The 18,023-nt window shown below is 73.1% G+C and carries 19 protein-coding genes; 15 read left to right on the top strand and 4 right to left on the bottom strand.

What is annotated here, in order from left to right; genetic code table 11:
• The first annotated feature begins 496 nt into the window (after positions 1–496).
• Genes EPD83_RS10390 through EPD83_RS10380 form a run of 3 tightly spaced genes read left to right on the top strand, consistent with a single transcriptional unit; the run spans position 497 to position 4,052 of the window.
• Entirely contained in the window at positions 497–1,642 is a 1,146-nt protein-coding gene (locus EPD83_RS10390) for a glycosyltransferase family 4 protein (protein ID WP_164896277.1), read from the top strand.
• Positions 1,639–2,682 (top strand): glycosyltransferase, encoded by a 1,044-nt coding sequence (locus EPD83_RS10385; protein ID WP_164896276.1) that lies wholly within the window; start codon positions 1,639–1,641, stop codon positions 2,680–2,682. Before EPD83_RS10390 ends, EPD83_RS10385 begins: the two co-directional genes overlap by 4 nt.
• On the top strand, positions 2,679–4,052 hold the full coding sequence (locus EPD83_RS10380; protein WP_164896275.1) for a glycosyltransferase: 1,374 nt from the start codon (positions 2,679–2,681) through the stop codon (positions 4,050–4,052). Before EPD83_RS10385 ends, EPD83_RS10380 begins: the two co-directional genes overlap by 4 nt.
• A gap of 30 nt (positions 4,053–4,082) precedes the next feature.
• Here the strand turns inward: EPD83_RS10380 and EPD83_RS10375 are convergent, their stop codons facing one another.
• On the bottom strand, positions 4,083–4,709 hold the full coding sequence (locus EPD83_RS10375; protein ID WP_128366320.1) for a hypothetical protein: 627 nt from the start codon (positions 4,707–4,709) through the stop codon (positions 4,083–4,085).
• Positions 4,710–4,861: 152 nt separating this feature from the next.
• Between EPD83_RS10375 and EPD83_RS10370 the strand changes: the two genes are divergently transcribed.
• Together EPD83_RS10370 and EPD83_RS10365 are read left to right on the top strand one after the other, a co-directional pair.
• Positions 4,862–5,278, top strand: coding sequence for a DUF2750 domain-containing protein (locus EPD83_RS10370; RefSeq protein ID WP_128366319.1), 417 nt, complete (start codon positions 4,862–4,864; stop codon positions 5,276–5,278).
• Positions 5,279–5,375: 97 nt separating this feature from the next.
• Positions 5,376–5,762 carry a hypothetical protein gene (locus tag EPD83_RS10365; RefSeq protein WP_128366318.1) on the top strand — a complete coding sequence of 129 codons (387 nt, stop codon included), beginning with the start codon at positions 5,376–5,378 and terminating at the stop codon, positions 5,760–5,762.
• Positions 5,763–5,956: 194 nt separating this feature from the next.
• Here EPD83_RS10365 and EPD83_RS10360 read toward each other — a convergent pair whose 3' ends face one another.
• A complete protein-coding gene (locus EPD83_RS10360) occupies positions 5,957–6,202 on the bottom strand; it encodes a hypothetical protein (protein WP_128366317.1) in 246 nt (81 codons plus the stop codon).
• A gap of 153 nt (positions 6,203–6,355) precedes the next feature.
• Between EPD83_RS10360 and EPD83_RS10355 the strand changes: the two genes are divergently transcribed.
• The 3 genes from EPD83_RS10355 (at position 6,356) to EPD83_RS10345 (ending at position 9,264) form a co-directional block, all read left to right on the top strand.
• Entirely contained in the window at positions 6,356–6,526 is a 171-nt protein-coding gene (locus tag EPD83_RS10355; RefSeq protein WP_164896274.1) for a hypothetical protein, read from the top strand.
• 145 nt (positions 6,527–6,671) lie between these two features.
• Positions 6,672–8,492, top strand: a complete 1,821-nt coding sequence (locus tag EPD83_RS10350) for an anthranilate synthase family protein (protein ID WP_128366316.1) — start codon at positions 6,672–6,674, stop codon at positions 8,490–8,492.
• 25 nt (positions 8,493–8,517) lie between these two features.
• On the top strand, positions 8,518–9,264 hold the full coding sequence (locus EPD83_RS10345; RefSeq protein ID WP_205859494.1) for a potassium channel family protein: 747 nt from the start codon (positions 8,518–8,520) through the stop codon (positions 9,262–9,264).
• Here the strand turns inward: EPD83_RS10345 and EPD83_RS10340 are convergent.
• Positions 9,251–9,655 (bottom strand): hypothetical protein, encoded by a 405-nt coding sequence (locus EPD83_RS10340; RefSeq protein WP_128368564.1) that lies wholly within the window; start codon positions 9,653–9,655, stop codon positions 9,251–9,253. The genes EPD83_RS10345 and EPD83_RS10340 overlap by 14 nt on opposite strands.
• Positions 9,656–9,906: 251 nt before the next feature.
• Positions 9,907–11,325: an NAD(P)/FAD-dependent oxidoreductase gene (locus tag EPD83_RS10335; protein WP_165566562.1), complete on the bottom strand. Its 1,419-nt coding sequence runs from the start codon at positions 11,323–11,325 to the stop codon at positions 9,907–9,909.
• A 138-nt stretch (positions 11,326–11,463) separates the two neighbouring features.
• Between EPD83_RS10335 and EPD83_RS10330 the strand changes: the two genes are divergently transcribed.
• The 7 genes from EPD83_RS10330 (at position 11,464) to EPD83_RS10300 (ending at position 17,858) form a co-directional block, all read left to right on the top strand.
• Positions 11,464–12,183, top strand: coding sequence for an amino acid ABC transporter ATP-binding protein (locus EPD83_RS10330; RefSeq protein WP_407676023.1), 720 nt, complete (start codon positions 11,464–11,466; stop codon positions 12,181–12,183).
• Between the two features lie 63 nt (positions 12,184–12,246).
• A complete protein-coding gene (locus tag EPD83_RS10325) occupies positions 12,247–13,098 on the top strand; it encodes a glutamate ABC transporter substrate-binding protein (protein WP_128366610.1) in 852 nt (283 codons plus the stop codon).
• Between the two features lie 99 nt (positions 13,099–13,197).
• Entirely contained in the window at positions 13,198–13,863 is a 666-nt protein-coding gene (locus tag EPD83_RS10320; protein ID WP_128366611.1) for an amino acid ABC transporter permease, read from the top strand.
• On the top strand, positions 13,860–14,816 hold the full coding sequence (locus EPD83_RS10315; protein WP_128366612.1) for an amino acid ABC transporter permease: 957 nt from the start codon (positions 13,860–13,862) through the stop codon (positions 14,814–14,816). The genes EPD83_RS10320 and EPD83_RS10315 overlap by 4 nt, the downstream gene beginning before the upstream one ends.
• A gap of 448 nt (positions 14,817–15,264) precedes the next feature.
• Complete coding sequence (locus tag EPD83_RS10310) at positions 15,265–15,906, top strand: M15 family metallopeptidase (RefSeq protein WP_205859493.1); 642 nt, start codon at positions 15,265–15,267, stop codon at positions 15,904–15,906.
• A complete protein-coding gene (locus EPD83_RS10305; RefSeq protein ID WP_165566561.1) occupies positions 15,907–17,190 on the top strand; it encodes a sensor histidine kinase in 1,284 nt (427 codons plus the stop codon). It abuts the gene before it with no gap.
• Positions 17,187–17,858 (top strand): response regulator, encoded by a 672-nt coding sequence (locus EPD83_RS10300; protein WP_128367970.1) that lies wholly within the window; start codon positions 17,187–17,189, stop codon positions 17,856–17,858. The genes EPD83_RS10305 and EPD83_RS10300 overlap by 4 nt, the downstream gene beginning before the upstream one ends.
• The last annotated feature ends 165 nt before the right edge of the window (positions 17,859–18,023 follow it).

Genomic DNA, 18,023 nt, shown 5'->3' with positions numbered 1-18,023 from the left:
ACTTCCCGGACCCGCGCCGACGACGCTACGCCCGACCGCAGCGGCACGGAAGACCCACCTCGAAGCGACCGGTTGACAACAGAAGGGTGCCGAAAAGACACACATCGGCGCTGTGCTCCGTCGGCGCCGTCCAAGGGTGGGCGTTGCGATCGCACGGCCCACCGCGCGCGAGCTCTGCACTGACTGAGGACCCCTCCGGCGCGCAGGCGCGAGGCCCCGCGACGGTGACCCCGCCATCCGCGTGCATCGCGCCCCGCGCGCACCCTCCGCGTCACGGGGAAAGATCACGTGCAGCGCTCGGTCGCCTGGCACCACAGAGTGCCTGGCCCGGGCTGCCGGTGTGCGGGAGCGGCGAGATGCCGCCCTGTGAGGCGCCAGGGGTCCCGCGGCCTCTCGTACCATTCCGGGCGTGACGTCCGTGCCCCCTGCTGTCCGGCCTGGTGCCGGGTCCCGCTCGCCCGTCGGGCGGCCGGAACGGGTGCGCACGGTGGCTGCGGTGCCCGGTGGGCATGCGTACACCCGGACGGTCATGCCCGTCGAGGCCGGGTTCGCCGCGTTGCCGGACCCTCACCCCGACCGGGACGACTGCCTGGCTGGAGAACGCTGGTGGCCGCCGCGGATGCTCACCCCCGGCTGGGTCACGCGGTCCGCCTTCGACCTCATGCACGTCCACTTCGGGGTGGAGCAGGTGCCGGTGTCCACCCTCGAGGAGACGGTCCGCGCCCTGCGCGAGACGGGGCGACCGCTCGTGCAGACCATCCACGACCTCGAGAACCCCCACCTGCACGACCAGGCCGGCCACGAGGGCCGGCTCGCCGTCCTCGTCGCGGCCGCCGACGCGGTGCTGACCCTCACCCCCGGGGCCGCGGCCGAGATCGAGCGGCGCTGGCACCGACCGGCCGTCGTCGTGCCGCACCCGCACCTCGTCCCGCTGCCGAGGATGCAGGCGGCACGTGACGCGCGGACGGCCGCAGGACCCGTGGGGCGCCCGGTCATCGGGACGACGCTGAAGGACCTGCGCGCCGGCACCGACGCGGCCGGCCTGTTGCCCGCGCTTCGTCACCTGGCCCGGGCGATGCCCGACGCCGACGTCTGTGTGTGGCTGCACGAGCGGACCTGGCGAGAACCTGCGGACGACCGGGCCCGTCGGACGTGCCGCGCCCTGGCCGAGGCCGCGGCCGACGGCGTCCGGCTCGTCGTCCACCCGCCCATGGACGACGACGCCCTGTGGTCGCACCTGGCCTCGCTCGACGTGGCCGTCCTGCCCTACCGGCACGGGACGCACTCCGGCTGGCTGGAGGCGTGCCACGACCTCGGCACGAGCGTGGTCGCGCCGGACGTCGGGCACCTCGTCGACCAAGGACCGGAGGGGGTGTACCGGTGGCGCCCGGACGGTGCCGACGAGTCGTCGGTGCTCGCCGCGGTCGAGGGTGCGCTCGGGCTGCGCGACGAGGGCCTTCCGGGCGCCGACGCCGACGCTCGCGCGCGACAGGTCACCGAGGTGCGCGCCGTGCACGCGCAGGTGTACACCGAGCTCCTCGCCGGGGGCAGGCCGGGGCAGGGGGACGGAGACCTCGGCCGGGTTGCGGCCGCGCACCCGGCCGGGTCGACTGGCAGGCGCCGCGAGGAGGCCGCGGGATGAGCGAGGCGGTCGACCCGCAGGTCGACGACCTGCCGGTGCACTGGCTCCCCGGCCCGGACCGGCACGGGGTCACCCTGCTGGGCCGGCAGGTGGCCGTCGCGGCGGGCGCCCCCGTCGTCCGGGGCCACGAGGTGCCCGCGCGGCTCCACGGCCGCTCGGTCCACCTGCACTTCACCACCGGCCTCTTCGACTCCCCGGAGGCAGCCCTGGACGTGGTCGGCGCGTGGGCGGCCCGGACCCGCCTGAGTCTCACCCTGCACGACGTCCCGCAACCGGCCGAGGGGCCGCGGTGGGGTCGGCGGGCGGCGGTCTACTCCGAGGTGGTGGCGCGGTCGTCCGCGTGGGCGGTCAACAGCCGCTGGGAGGCGACCCTGGCCGCGGCGGCCGTGCCCCGGGCGCCCCGCGACCCGGAGGTCATCCCGCTCCCCGTCGTGCTCGAGCCCCGGTCCACCGGTCCGACGCCGGTCGCGGGCGGCCAGCCGGCCGTCCTGCCGACGGACGCACGGAGCCGTCCCGAGGACGGGTGGATCGGGGTCGTCGGCTGGGTCTACCCCGACAAGGGACACGCGGAGGCCCTCGAGCTGGCGGTGGCCATGCGCTCCCGAGGACGCGTCCTCGGCGTCGCCGCCCTCGGGGGGGTGGCCGCCGGCCACGGCGAGCTCGCGGACGACCTGGGGCGACTGGCCGACGGCCAGGGGGTGGCGTGGCACGTCACCGGCTACCTCGACGACGACGCCCTGGTCCGGGCGATGCGCGAGATCACGGTCCCGGTGGCCGCGCACCGCCACCCCTCGGCGTCGGGGTCGGTCAACAGCTGGCTCGCCGCGGGCCGGCGACCTCTCCTGCGACATCACCCGTCGACGATCGAGCTCGACGACCTCCGCCCGGGCGCCTACCTCGTCCGTGGTCTGGACGACTGGCCCGCCGAGGTCGCCCTGGCCCTGGACGACCCCGCACGGACCTGGCTGCCCCCCGGCTACCGACCGCCCCACACGCTCGACGACGTGGTCCGCGCCTACCGGTCGTGGTGGGCGCGGTGAGCCCGCGGCCCCCGTGGGGCACCCCCGTGCCGGCCAACCGGTGGGACCTGGTCGAGGGCCAGGACGCGCCGGTCCGCACCGTCGGTGTCGTGGTCCTGCACTACCGCCAGCAGCGTCAGCTCGAGCGCACCCTCAACGCACTCGCCCGCCAGGACTACCCCTCGGACTCCGTCGACGTGGTCGTCACCGACGACGGCACCGACCCGCCCCCGAGCGTCCCCGACGGCGTGGGCCTGGTGACCCAGGAGGACCTCGGCTTCCGGGCTGCCGCCGCGCGCAACGCCGGCGCCCGGCGCACCCGGGGCGAGGTGCTCGTCTTCCTCGACGCCGACTGTGCGCCCGAGCCGTCGTTCCTCCGTGCCGTCACGCGCCTCCCGCGGCTGCTGCCGGAGGCCGTCGTCGTCGGTCGGCGACGGCACGCCGACCTCGCGACCGTCCCGGTGGACCGGCCCATCGAGACCGGCGGACCCGAGCACGAGCTGACCGAGCCCACCTGGCTGCGGGAGGCGTACGCCGGCTCGGCCGACCTGCTCCACGCCGACGCGCTCTCCTTCCGCCACGTGATCTCCGCGGCGCTGGCCTGCAGCCGCTGGTGGTTCGACCACGTCGGCGGCTTCGACGAGGGGTTCACCACCTACGGCGGTGAGGACTGGGAGTGGGCCGCGCGCGCGTGGGACGCCGGTGGCCTGCTGGCCCACGCCGCCGACGCGACGGTCTGGCACGACGGCCCGGACGCGGGCGCGGAGCCGCGGACCTGGGGATCCGAGGGCGCCGCCCACGCGAAGGACCTGGAGTCGCTGGCCGTCGCCGCCCGCGTCGGCGTTCCCGGGGTCACCACGCGGGCTCTCGACCTAGGCGCGGACGACGTGGTGGTGACGGTGTCACCCCGGTTCGACCTCGCCGCCCTCGTCGTCACGCTCGACCCTCTCCTGCAGGCCGCTCCGACCGCGCGACTGCTCCTGGGCGACCGCCACGCCGCGCAGCTGCCCCACGAGCACCGGGTGCGTCCTCGCCCCGACGGTGACGTGGACGACGTCCCCGACGTGGCGCTGTTGGACACGGCCGGGCGTTACCGGCGCCATGTCCACCTCCATGCGCCCGCCCACGCCGCACCCGCGACCTGGCAGCGACTGCTCTCCGACGTGGACCGGGCCGACGCCCCCGCACGGACCACCGTCGAGCACCTCGGCCGGCCGCTGGTGGAGGTCCGGTCACTGCGCGCCATGCGCCGGGCCTCGCTGTGGGAAAAGCCGGACCTCGCTGCCCCACACACCCTGTCCGCCGCAGCGACGGACGTCACGCCGACCGGTTCCGGCGTGGCCCGTCTCTTCAGGACCGGGCACCCGGGACCCCAGGGAACAGCTCCCTGAGCCGACCGTGGAGCCGGGGCGGGTGCGCGGTCAGAACGCGTAGGAGAACCGCTCGAGGTCGGCCGCGTGGGCGGTCTCGACGAGGGCGCGGCCGGCGGCGTCGTACGAGCGCCAGTAGGCACGCTCGCGGTCGGTGACGTTGACGGGCGCGACGGTGAGGTCGATGTCGAGGAGAGTGCGGATGTCGTGCTCGAGGTGCTCCATGCGCAGCACGACGTCGGCCTCGTCGACATGGCCGCGGTTGACGCGACGCTCGCCGGGGCCGTCGACGGCCAGCGCCAGCCAGTCGGTGAAGTCGAGTGTCACGGCGTCCACGATGCGCCCGACCGCGCCGGGGGTGGCGTACACCCAGGAGTCCGGCTGTCGCAGCTCGTGCACCCAGCGACGACGGCTCCGTTCGTACTCCGCGACGTAGAAGTCGAAGGGGTTGCGGGTCGTGGTCACCACCCGCAGCCCGTGGTCCGGCGCCAGGAAGCCGCCGCCGACCAGCTGAGCAGCGGTCGCGTGCTTGACGTCGATCCCGTCGATCCGCGCGGCGTCGGTGGCGGGGACCTGCACGACACCGCCACGCTCGAGCAGGGCCGCTTGCAGCGCCGTACTGGCCGTGCCCGGCGCAGCCGTGAACAGCAGCCCCGACCCCTCGTCGAGCAGCGCCATCAGCGGATCCCGTCGACGACGAGGGGCGTGGTCAGGAGCGCGGTGCGGAAGGCGGGTGTCATGGGAAGAGTCTCGGGGACGACGAACGGCTTCGTCACCTCGCGTGGTCGGGAGTCGGTCCGGGCCGCGCCGTCCAAGGCCACACTGGGTGCGTGTCAGCCGCGGACCTCCATGCGAAGGCCTTCTTCGAGGAGGCCGTCGACCGCGGTGCCGTGTGGCTGCTGCGGACGGACGACGACCGTGGCCCCGGCTACGCCCGAGCCGGGACCGCCTCCGGGGAGGTCGCCCTGGGCGTCTGGTCCACCGAGCGCCGCGCGGCGAAGATCGCGTCGACGGTCCCCGCGTACGCGAAGTACCGAGCCGAGCGGGTCGAGCTCGCCGACTTCCTCGACCGCTGGATCCCGGAGCTGGACCAGACGTCGACCACCGTGGGCCTGAACTGGTCGGGGCCGAGAGCCCAAGGGGCCCGGGTCATGACGTACGCGGTGGTCCGAGGCATCCGGCAACGGCAGTGGGAGCTCGACGCGCCGGAGCGGGAGAAGCGTCGGAAGGCCGAGTGGGGCTCCTGACGCCGGCGGCGGGCACCTGCACCGTCGTGGAATGCTGGCAGCAGTACCGAGGAGGCAGACGTTGCGATACGAGTTCACAGGTACAGAGGACGGGCTCGTGAACGTCGTCCTGGTGGACGATCTCCCCCTGATGCGGTATGCCCTCGAGGACAGCCTCGGAAGTCGACCGCCGAGGGGTGCTCCTCAGGACGGTCCCTCCACGTACTGGCTCGACGACGCGCTGCGTCGGCTCCAGGCCCGCATGGACGACAAGGAGCTGCAGCCCTTCGCGTCGGGGAACGTCACGTACCTCCAACTCCGTGGCGGGCACGTCGAGGCCCGTTACGACATCGACCCGGAGGACAGCGCCTCGGTGGACCGTGTGCCCGTCGAGGCGTTCGTCGAGCTCCTCACGATGTGGCGCCAGGCCGTCCTGGACGCCTCGCCCGATGCGGACCGGAGGCTCCCCCCTGCGAGACCCGTGTGGACGATGCCTCCGGCCTAGCGCGCTGACACCAGCAGCCGACTCCGGGCATCGGGCCACGCAGACGCCCCGCCGGGTGACCCACGCGGCGACGGCGTGCGCGAACTGCACTCGCCACCGAGGTAGGGGAGGGGGTTGCCCATGTCGCGGATACAACCGCGACGCTCGCCGACAACCGCGACCTCACACGCCCGTTGACCGCCGCCGGGCCGGGCTCAGCTCTCGTCGCGGGCGGGGAGGTCCGACCTCCGCCGGTCGTGCTCCTCCCAGGCGCGTACCGTCCTCTCGGCGCTCCGCAGGAACGACCAGGGGAGGAAGACCCAGAGGGCGACCTGGCTCACGGCGAGGAACCAGTACGCGACGGACGTCGGGTCCTCGCGCAGCCGCGCGACGGACAGCACGACGTTGAGCACGAGCATGACGACCGCGAAGACGACGACCCCGCGGCGGTGACGCAGCATCCACCGCTGCGTCGGCGTCGGTTCCCGCGGCCTCGTCGTCCCCATCCCCGGGACCCTATCTAGGCTGGGCCCCAGACCCGGCCGCCCCGACCCGTGACCCCGGTGCGGCGCACACCCCCGCTCGACGTCCCCCGACCCCGGAGGTCCTCCCCCGTGCTCGTGCTGGTCCTCGCCGTGCTGCTCGCCCTCGCCGCCGGGGTGGCGATGGTGTCGCGCCGCTCCGAGGGTGGGGGGCGGGCGGTGACCGCGGCGGTCGCGGCGACCCTCGTCGTGGCCATGCTCGTCTGGAGCGTCGTCATCGTGCTCCAGGCCCTCACGGCCTGAGCGAGGCGCCGCCGACGAGCCCGCCCGGAGCCGGGTCCCACCCAGCGGGACCCGCTGTCGCGCGCCGTCCCCGCGCGACACCATCGGGACGGCGACCGGCTAGCGTGGTCGCCCCGCCACGCCCCACCCGAGGAGCACCGACACCATGAGCGAGCCGGCCCCGGCCCCGTACGTCCTGATGCACCGTCGGGGACGTACCTGGCTGGCCACCGGCACCCTGCACCGCACCCGCGAGCTCGCGCAGGTCCCCGGACCCGGTACGCACCCCGTGGTGAGCATGGTCCCGTACGCGCAGATCCGCGAGCGCGGCTACCCGGTGCACGACGACGGCGAGGAGATCCTCACCCTCGTCCCGGACACCGTCACCGACGTCGACCCCGACGACCTGCGCCTGCCGGACGGCACCCCGCCCCTGCAGGTCGGGGACCTCGAGCTGACGATGAGCGACGACGAGTACGCCGCGACCGTCGAGGCCGTCGTCCGCGACGAGATTTGCCGCGGTGAGGGCGCGAACTTCCTCATCTCCCGCCGCGGCCGCGTCCACGCCGACCACCTCGACGACGCCGCGGTGCGCGACCTGTTCGCCCGCCTCGTCGCCGCCGAGCCGAACGCGTACATGACGTTCTGCTTCTTCGCCGGGGACCGCTGGATCGTCGGCGCCTCCCCCGAGCGGCACATCACCGTGGCCGGCGGGGAGGTGACGATGAGCCCCATCTGCGGGACGCTGCCGAAGGCCGCACTCACCCGGCGCGCCGACCTCATCGAGTTCATCACCGACCCCAAGGAGATCAACGAGCTCTTCCAGGTGGTTGACGAGGAGCTGAAGATGATGTCGCGCATCTGCAGCTCGGGCGGCACCATCGTCGGCCCCTACCTGCAGGAGATGGCGTCCGTCGTCCACACCGCCTACGACCTCACGGGCCACAGCACGATGGCGCCGATGGACGTCTTCCGGGACTCGATGTTCGCCGCAACGATGATCGGCAGCCCGCTGGAGAACGCGGCGCGGGTCATCCACGAGTACGAGCCGGGCTCGCGCCGCTACTACACCGGCGCCGTCGTCCTGCGCGAGCAGCGGCCCGACGGTGGCGAGGACCTCGACTCGGCCATCCTCATCCGCACCGTCGAGATCGCCCCCGACGGGGAGATCCTCCTGCAGAGCGGCGGGACGATCGTGCGCGACTCCGACCCCGCCAAGGAGGTCGCCGAGGTCGTCAGCAAGATGCAGGGGCCGCTCAACGCGCTGCGCGGGGTGGCGGCCGCTCCCCCGGTGCTCGAGGGCTTCCTGGACCGCCAGGTCGTCGACATCCTCGAGCTGCGCAACCGCTACCTGTCGCGCTTCTGGACCCGCGAGCAGCACCACGACGCGCCGGCCACGCCCGCCGCGACCCCGCTGCGCGTCCTCGTCGTCGACCACGAGGACCAGTTCACGTTCATGCTCGTCCACGCCCTGCGCAGCATGGGCCACGAGCCGGAGTGGCACCGGTGGTCCGAGGACGGGCTCTCCCCCGAGGACTGGGACCTCGTCCTCCTCGGGCCCGGCCCGGGCGACCCGCTCGAGGTCGAGGACCCGAAGATGGCGAGCCTGCACGCGTTCGTCGAGCGGCTGCTGGCCGGGACGACGCCCTTCGTCGCCGTCTGCCTGGCCCACCAGGCGCTCTCGCACCGGCTCGGCCTGCCGATCGTCGCGCTCGACCCACCGACCCAGGGCGTCCAGGAGACGGTCGACCTCTTCGGCCGGCAGGAGGCCGTCGGCTTCTACAACACCTTCTGCCCGGCGATCGGCGACGACCCGCTGCCGCCGGACGTGCGCCCCGCCCTCATGGACGACGGACGGCTCGTGGCCGCCCTGCGCGGGCCGCGGTTCACGAGCTTCCAGTTCCACGTGGAGTCGGTGCTGACGAGCAACTCCATCACCATCCTGCGCGAGGCCATCGAGTGGGCCCGCACCGGAGACCTCGCCTGACGCCGCGGGTGACAGCATGACCGTCATGAGGGACGACGCCCGCCGCGAGCGGTGGGAGCGGGCCGGCGAGTGGCCGCTCACCGTCGCGGCGCTCGTGTTCCTCCTCGCCTACTCCTGGCCCATCCTCGACCCCGGGCTGGCGAGGACCTGGGTCACCGTGACCGACGTCCTCTCCTGGGTGGCGTGGGCGATGTTCGCGGTCGACTACCTCGTCCGGCTGCTCCTGTCGACGCACCGGGCGCGCTTCGTCCGCCGCAACGTCCTCGACCTCGCCGTCGTGCTGCTGCCGCTCCTGCGGCCCCTGCGCCTGCTGCGGCTCATCACCCTGCTCGGGGTGCTCAACCGCCGGGCGGGCGGGTCGCTGCGCGGCCGGGTGTCGGTCTACGTCGCCGGGTCGGCGCTGGCCGTCATGTTCGTCGCCAGCCTCGCCGTCCTCGACGCCGAGCGCGGTGCGGAGGGCGCGAACATCACGTCGTTCGGCGACGCCCTGTGGTGGGCGGCGACGACCGTGACGACGGTCGGGTACGGCGACACCTACCCCGTGACGACGCAGGGCCGCTTCGTCGCCGCCGGCCTCATGCTCGCGGGCATCGCGCTCATCGGTGTCGTCACCGCGACCCTCGCGAGCTGGCTCGTGGACCAGGTCCGCGAGATCGAGGACACCTCGCGGACCGCGACCGAGGCCGACGTCGACGGGCTGCGCGCGGAGATCGCCGAGCTGCGCGCGGCCGTCGAGCGGATCGCGGACGCGGGCGACGTCAGCGGACGGTGAAGGTCACCTGCTGGGAGCACGAGGTGCCCCCGACGAGGTAGGTGATGGTGCCGCGGAACGTGCCCTTGTTGTTGTTGCCGTTGTCGGAGGTGGTCGCCGAGAACGTCACGCTCGAGGTCGTCGTGCAGGCCGTCCCGCCGTAGCTCAGGGTGACGCCGCCGTTCCCGCCGCCGATGGCGTTGAGGCTCGTGATGCACACCTGGGCACCCCCGCCGGCGACGACGGCGGTGATGGACACGGTCCGGCTGCCGTTGGTGTGCGTGCCGCTGAGCGAGGTGACCGCGGTGCAGCCACTCGCGGCCAGGGCCGGGGCGGCGGCGCCGACGGCGACGACGGGCACCGCCCAGGCGGCACCGGTGGCGACGCTGCGGCGGGAGATGTTTCGGGGCATGGAGGAGACCTTCGGCTCGAGCCGCTGTCCGCGGCAGGGGTCTGGCAGGGCGGTGACCGCGCACGCAGGGATGCGCACGGCCGGACGGTTCGGTCGGAGGGACGGGCGTGCGAGTGCCGCGCGATGCTCCTACGTCGTCACTCGCGTACCACAAGATAGAGCACGAACCACTCGCCACGCCGTTCACACCGAACAATTCTGCGCGCGACGATGCTACGTCACGCCGCGGGCGACGCGGGCGGCGGCCCCCGTCAGCTGTCGAAGCCGATGCCCACGGCGTCCATCGCGCGCAACCAGGGTCCGCGCCGGCCGGTGCGGTCCTCGGCGGCGAGACCCGCGCGGGTCAGCGCCACCCCGAGCCCCCGGAGCGGCTCGGGCGGGAACGGCAGCGGCTTGCGGCGGACCATGCCGAGACGGGTCCGCTCGGTGTCGCGGCCGTCGGCGAGGTCGAGGGCGACAAGCGCACCGAAGCGGGTCGAGGCGACCCCCAGCCCGGTGTACCCGACGGCGTAGGCGACCCGTCCGCCGAGGGCCGTCCCGAACACCGGCGTGAAGCGGGAGGTGGTGTCGATGACGCCGGCCCACCGGTGGGTGAACCGGATGCCCTCGAGCTGCGGAAAGATCCGCAGGAAGTGCCGGGCCAGGAGGTCGTGCGACCCCGACTGCTCCAGCCGCGGGTCGATCCGCCCCGGGAAGTGGTAGTTCGCGTCGTAGCCGCCGAAGAGCACCCGGTCATCGAGGGTCCGCCGGTAGTAGTGGAACCGGTTGCCGGCGTCGGTGAGGCCCTCGCGCCCCTGCCACCCGACGGCGGCGAGCTGTGCGGCACCGAGCGGCTCGGTCATGAGGACGTGGTCGTAGACCGGCAGGGTGTACCAGGAGAGCCGTCGCAGCACGCCGCGGAACGCCCCGGTGCCGACGACGACGCGCCGCGCCCGCACCCCGCCCCACTCGGTCCGGACGTGGACCCGGGTGGTCTCGGCGTCCAGGCCCGTGACGGCCGTGTCCTCGTGCACCCGCACCCCGAGCCGCTCGGCGGCGTCGGCGAGCCCCCAGAGCAGCCGCGCCGGGTCGACGAGCCCCACCGTGGGGTCGAACATCCCGCCGAGGTAGCGCGGCGAGTCGACCCGGGCCCGGGCCTCCTCGGCCGTGAGCAGCGAGGCCGGCGCCCCGTGCCGCCGGTGCAGGTCGACGGCCTCGCGCACCGCGCCGACCTGGTGGCGGTCCAGGGCGAGCGTCAGCTCCCCCGGCACGTGCAGGTCGCAGTCGATGCCGTACCGCTCGACGTCGGCGGTGAGCCCGGCCATGTTCTCGGCGCCGAGCCGCTCCAGGGTCGCCACCTCGTCCGGCCAGCAGGCGACGCCCTGGGCCAGGCCGTGGGTGAGCGACGGCGAGACGAACCCGCCGTTGCGCCCCGACGCCGCGACCCCGAGCCGGCCGCGCTCGAGCACGACGACGTCGCGGCCGGGGTCCTCCTCCTTGGCCTGGACGGCCGCCCACAGGCCGGTGAACCCGCCCCCGACGACGACGAGGTCGGCGCGGTGCCCGGAGCCGGTGAGCGCCGGCCGCGGGGTCGGCCGCAACGCGGGCCGGTCGGTCCAGAAGACGTCGGGCACGGCGTCGGCGAGGGCGGCCCGCTCGGCGGCCGGGGCGACGCGGGGCGCGGCGGACATGGCCGTCATCATGCCGCAGCGGCCGCGCGGCGCCGAGGTCTCGGATCGGTCACGTTCCCCGGCAATCCCGCGTCTCTGATTCCCTCACAGCGGACGTCGTGGCTAGGTTGCATTCGCATGAGCGAGCCTCTCGTCGTGATGCGCGACGTCAACAAGCATTTCGGTGACCTCCACGTGCTCCAGGACATCAACCTCGAGGTCGACAAGGGCGAGGTCGTCATCCTCATCGGCCCGTCGGGCTCCGGGAAGTCCACGCTGTGCCGGACCATCAACCGGCTGGAGACCTTCGAGTCCGGCTCGATCAGCATCGACGGCAAGGAGCTGCCCGAGGAGGGCAAGGAGCTCGCCGCGCTGCGCGCCGACGTCGGCATGGTCTTCCAGTCCTTCAACCTCTTCGCGCACAAGACGATCCTCGAGAACGTCACCCTCGGGCCGATCAAGGTGCGGGGCACGAAGAAGGCCGACGCCGAGAAGCGTGCCCGCGAGCTGCTCGACCGGGTCGGGATCGGCCACCAGGCCGAGAAGTACCCGGCGCAGCTCTCGGGCGGACAGCAGCAGCGCGTCGCCATCGCCCGCTCGCTCGCGATGGACCCCAAGGTCATGCTCTTCGACGAGCCGACCTCCGCGCTGGACCCCGAGATGATCAACGAGGTCCTCGACGTCATGGTCGAGCTCGCGAAGTCGGGCATGACGATGATCGTCGTCACCCACGAGATGGGGTTCGCCCGCAAGGCGGCGAACCGGGTCGTGTTCCTCTCCGACGGTCAGATCGTCGAGCAGGCGACGCCGGAGGAGTTCTTCACCAACCCCACGAGCGACCGTGCCAAGGACTTCCTCGGGAAGATCCTCACCCACTGACCTCGGCGGCCGACAGGGGCCACCGACGACCACGAGTCACACCCAACCAGGAGGACAACACCGATGAAGAGCACCCGGTTCGGACTCGTCGCCGCGGCGGCGGTCCTCGCGCTCACCGCGAGTGCCTGCGGATCCGACGACGGCGGCTCCGGCGGCAGCGGCGGCTCGGGCGACAGCGGCGGCGGCGACGGCATCAAGATCGGCATCAAGTTCGACCAGCCCGGTCTCGGCCTGAAGAAGGGCAACGAGTACACCGGCATGGACGTCGACGTCGCCACGTACGTCGCGCAGCAGCTCGGCTACGACGCCGACAAGATCGAGTGGGTCCAGGCGCCGAGCGCCCAGCGCGAGACGCTGATCTCCACCGGTCAGGTCGACATGGTCGTCGCCACGTACTCCATCACCGACGAGCGCAAGCAGAAGGTCTCGTTCGCCGGCCCGTACTTCATCGCCGGCCAGGACCTGCTCGTCCGCTCCGACGACTCCTCGATCACCGGCCCGGACACCCTCGACGGCAAGAAGCTGTGCTCGGTCACGGGGTCCACCTCGGCCCAGAAGGTCAAGGACAAGGTGCCCGGCGTCAACCTCCAGGAGTTCGCGACGTACTCCGAGTGCGTCGCCGGTCTCGTCTCCGGCGCGGTCGACGCGCTGACCACCGACGACACGATCCTCGCCGGCTACGCCAGCCAGGACCAGTACAAGGGCAAGCTCAAGGTCGTCGGGGCGCCGTTCTCCGAGGAGCGCTACGGCATCGGCCTCAAGAAGGGCGACACCGAGATGTGCACCAAGGTCACCGACGCCATCAAGAAGATGATCAACGACGGCGACTGGCAGACCGCGGTCGACGACAACCTCGGCGCGGCCGGCTACAAGCCGCCGGCGGGCAACCCGCCCACCCCGGACGCCTGCTCCTGACCCACCCGCCCACGACCCGAGTACCGCCCACGCCGACGATCGGCGCGGGCGGTGCCGGGGCTCGGGCCCCGCACCTGCCCCCGGCCGAAAGGTGACGCGATGGTCGACATCCTGCGCAACTACGACATCCTCGGCGCCTTCTGGGTGACGATCCAGCTGTCCGTCCTGTCCGCGGTCGGGGCGCTGGTCATCGGCACCGTCGTCGCGGTGTTCCGGGTCTCCCCCGTCGGCGTGCTGCGCGTCATCGGGTCGCTGTACGTCAACCTCATCCGCAACACCCCGCTCACGCTGCTCATGGCCTCGAGCATCCTCGGCCTCAGCTTCGTCCTCGGGCTGTCCATCTCGGACCAGGCCACGCGCAACGCCTACTGGTGGGCGGTCATCATGCTCGCCGTCTACCACGCGGCCTTCGTCTGCGAGGCCCTGCGCAGCGGCGTCAACACCATCCCCGCCGGCCAGGCCGAGGCGGCCCGGTCCATCGGGCTGACCTTCGGCCAGTCGATGCGGGAGGTGCTGCTGCCCCAGGCATTCCGCGGCGCCATCGCCCCGCTCGGCTCCACCCTCATCGCCCTCATCAAGAACACGACGGTGGCGGCGGTCATCCTCGGCACCGCCGAGTCCGCCGGCCTCCTGGCGCAGATCACCGAGAACGAGGGCGCGAGCCTCGGGACCTTCTTCATCTTCGCTCTCGGCTTCGTCATCCTCACCCTGCCGCTGGGGATCGCGACGACCAACCTCTCGCGGCGGCTGGCGGTGAAGCGATGAGCGCCGAGAGCGTCCTGTTCGACGCGCCGGGCCCGAAGGCCCGGCTGCGGCACAACGTCCTCACCGGGGTGGGCGTCGTCCTCGTCCTCGTCATCGCCTGGCTCGTCTACGGGAAGATGTCCGAGACCGGGCAGCTCGAGAGCTACCTGTGGACCCCGTACTTCACCGACCCCGCGGTGTGGACGTCCTACATCCTCCCGGGGCTGTGGGCCACCCTCAAGGCGGCCGCCATCTCGATGGTCCTCGCCGGCGTCTTCGGGATCGCGTTCGGCATGGGCCGCCTGTCGGAGAGCAGGCCGGTGCGCTGGGTGTGCAGCGTCGTCGTCGAGTTCTTCCGCTCGGTCCCCGTGCTGCTCATGATGGTCTTCTTCTTCTTCGGCTTCTTCGCCCGCTCGACGTGGCTACCGAGCGACCTCGCGCCGCTGGCCGCCGTCGTCCTCGGGCTCACCCTGTACAACGGCTCGGTCATCGCCGAGCTCGTCCGCTCCGGGGTGCACTCGCTGCCCAAGGGGCAGTCCGAGGCCGGGCTGTCGGTGGGCCTCACCCCCTCGCAGACCCTGCGCTCGATCCAGCTGCCGCAGGCGCTGCGGGCGATGCTCCCGGCCCTCATCGGCCAGCTCGTCGTCGTCCTCAAGGACACCGCGCTCGGCACGATCGTCCTCTACCCCGAGCTGCTCACCCAGGGCGGACGCACGCTGGGCTCGGCCTACGCCAACGTCATCCCCGCGTACATCGTCGTCGCCCTGATCTTCATCGTCATCAACTACTCGCTGACCAAGGTCGCCGGGTTCGTCGAGACCTGGATGAAGCGTCGTCGGCGCGGCGGGAGCAGCACGACCAACGCCATGCCCGGCGCCCCGGGCGGCACCGGCGCGATGCCGAGCTCCGGCATCGGCGGGAAGAACGTCCAGAACCTCGATCCCGCCGGCGCCGGCGGCGGCCAGCTGGGCTGAGCGTTCCCGCCACGACGAGGGCCCGCACCGATCCCGATGCGGGCCCTCGTCGTCGTGCTCCCCCGGTCGGACTCGAACCGACGGTCCGTCCGATGGGACCTCCGTGGACGGACGAGGCCACGGATGCCCTATGACCGGGCTGCCGGTCGCGGCCGGGGTAGCCGTAGGACATCTCGGTCCGACCACTTCGGTGCCGCTGCGGGAGCGACGCCTGCGCGCGGAGACCGCAGGGCGTGAGCCGCCGCCCACGTGGCGCACGATCGGTGACTGCTCGACATCGTGCGCTCCGACCGGCGCCGACACGTCCGGGACGGACGGGTCGTCCTCGGCCACCTCGGCACACTCCCCGGAATCCACGTCCTCGGAACTGGCTGATCGGTACCAGCGGCCATCCAGTCGGCACCCGAGGTGGAGGATCCGTGGTCTCGCGCTCCCTAGCGTCGTCGCCATGAACCGCACCGTCTACCCGCCTCGTGACACCTCCGCCCTCCGTCGACCGTCGGCCCACGACGATCCACGGAGCCGCCGGAGCGTCGGTCCCTACCGCATCGCCGCACGGGCCGTCGTCGTCCTCGCCGTGGCACTCGTCGCCGTGCCGGTCCTCGCGGTCGGCGGACGGCTCGTCCCGGCGATCGAGGACGCCGTGGACGCGCGGCAGGCGACCGCGCCCGAGACGGCGAGGGCCGCCCGCGAGGCCGGAGTCACGTACGACGACTCGGACGAGGGGGGTCTGGATCCCGCCCTCGAGCACGCGCTCGACCACGCCCGGGCCGCCGCGGCCGCGGAGGGGATCGAGATCGTCGTGACGTCCGGGTGGCGGAGCGCCGCGCACCAGCAGCAGCTCTTCGACGAGGCGGTGGTGCGCTACGGCAGCGTCGAGGAGGCGCACAAGTGGGTCCTGCCTCCCGACGAGTCCGAACACGTCACGGGCCGCGCGGTCGACGTCGGCCCGCAGGCAGCCCGCGACTGGCTCGAGGCGCACGGCGCGCGGTGGGGACTGTGCCGGGTCTACCGCAACGAACCGTGGCACTTCGAGCGGCTCGCCCCCGAGGACGGCGGTACCTGCCCACCCATGCGGGACAATGCGTAGGTGAGCGTCGACCCCCACGCCGCGGAGGTGCACGAGGCTGCGCGGGCACCGTGGTGGCCGGGCGTGACGCTGGCCGTCATCGTCTCCGTCGTCGGTGTCTTCGACGTCGCTCTTGTCGGAGTGACCGTGGGGCCCACGACTGTGGCCGAGGTCGTCGTGATCCTCGCCGTCGTGGCGGCCGTCGCGCTCATGGGCCGCCACCCGGTCGTCGCACTGACCATCTCGTGGTCGTGCCTCGCCGGCCAGGTCGCCGCGGGCGGTCCGTTTCTCGCGGTCCAGGTCGCCGTCGTCCTCGTCCTCTACGGCGCGGCCCGCTGGGGCCGCCCACTCGCCGTCGCGGCTGCGGGACTCTCGATCCCGCTCCTCGCCCTGGTCGTCCTCAGGCTCGTGTCCCGCGACGACCTCGGCGGCGCCCTGGCCCAGGACCTCCTGCTGTCGCTCCTGTCCGACGTCACGACCGGCGGCCTCAGCCTCCGGGTGTCCGCGGGAGTGGTCGGCCTGCTCGCGCTCAGCTCGTTCTGGCTAGCCGGGCTGGTCGTCAGGTCCCTCACCCGGGCCCGACGCTCCGAGGCGGCGGCGCGCGAGGCGCAGGTAGCCGCCGAGGAGGCGGCCGAGGAGCGGCGACGGGCCGCCGAGATGGCGACTCTGCAAGAAGGCCGGGCGCGTCTCGCCCGGGACGTGCACGACGTCGTCGGCCACTCCCTCACCGTCATCCTCGCGCAGGCCGAGTCGGGTCGCTACCTGCGCGACGACCCCGAGCAGGTCCAGCAGGTGCTGACGACGATCGCCGGCGCCGCTCGATCCTCCCTGGTCGAGGTCAAGCAGGTGCTCGGCGCGTCGGCCGACGGCACCCCGCGTGACAGCGACCGGCTCGGCGAGCTCGTCGCCGGGGTCCGCAGCGCCGGGCACGTCGTGGAGGTGAGCGACCACGGCCCACCGCGGCCGCTGCCACCCGACCAGGCTGTCGTCTCCTCGAGGGTGCTGCAAGAGATGCTGACGAACGCCGTCCGGCACGGCGACGACCGCGGACCCGTCCGAGTGGAGAGATGGTGGCCGACACCGTCCGCCCCACGCCACGTCGTCCTTCGGGTGACCAACACGGTCGACGACGACGTGACCGACGTGGCAGAGGTGATCGACGGAACCAGCACGGCTCGGACCGGGATCCCCGGCATGAGCGACCGACTCCACGCGGCCGGCGGGGCCTTGAGCGTCGACCGCGTGGTCCAGGACGGTGTTCCCTGCTTCGCGGCCACGGCGTGGATCCCGGTGGGGAGCTCATGAGCGACCGGCCGATCCGCGTCCTCCTCGTCGACGACCAGGAGCTCTTCAGGGCCGGGATCGCGGTCATCGTCGGCGGCGCTCCGGACCTCGAGGTCGTCGGGCAGGCCGCCGACGGGCTCGAGGCGCTGGAGGCGGTCGACCGGCTGGAGCCCGACGTCGTCCTGATGGACATGAGGATGCCGGAGATGGACGGGGTCGAGGCGACCCGCCAGATCCTCCTGCCCGAACGGGTGGAGCGTCGGACGGTGCCGGTGCGCGTCGTTGTCCTCACGACCTTCGACCTCGACGACCGGGCCGCGACCGCGATCCAGCACGGTGCCAGCGGGTTCCTCCTCAAGGACGTGTCCCCGCAGCGACTGCACGAGGCGATCCGCACCGTCCACGCCGGCAACGGGGTCCTCGCCCCCACGGACCTGGCCGTCCTCATGGCCGGTCTCGTCGTCCCCGATCGCCCCGTGCCACCGGCGTTCACGACCCTCACCGACCGCGAGCTCGAGGTCTTCGCGGGGGTGGCGCGGGGACGCTCCAACGCCGAGATCGCGGCGGACGTGTTCGCTTCTGAGTCGACGGTCAAGACCCACGTCGGGGCCTTGCTGCGCAAGCTCGGCCTCCGTGACCGCGTCCAGGTCGTCGTCTTCGCCCACGAGCACGGCCTCGTCGACCGCTGAGCCCGACAGTCGCTCGGACCCGGCCGCGCACCGTCCTGGCCCGCATGAGTGGCAGGTCTTCGACGTCGACGCCGGGCCGGTCCGCCATCCACACCGACCATCATCCGCGTCACCATCGCGACGAGCGGCACGCGGACCGGCGTCCCGGACCGTCCTGTGTCCTGA

The organism is Phycicoccus flavus (assembly GCF_004025965.2).
Lineage (GTDB): Bacteria > Actinomycetota > Actinomycetes > Actinomycetales > Dermatophilaceae > Phycicoccus > Phycicoccus flavus.
This window is presented reverse-complemented; position numbering and strand designations above follow the sequence as displayed.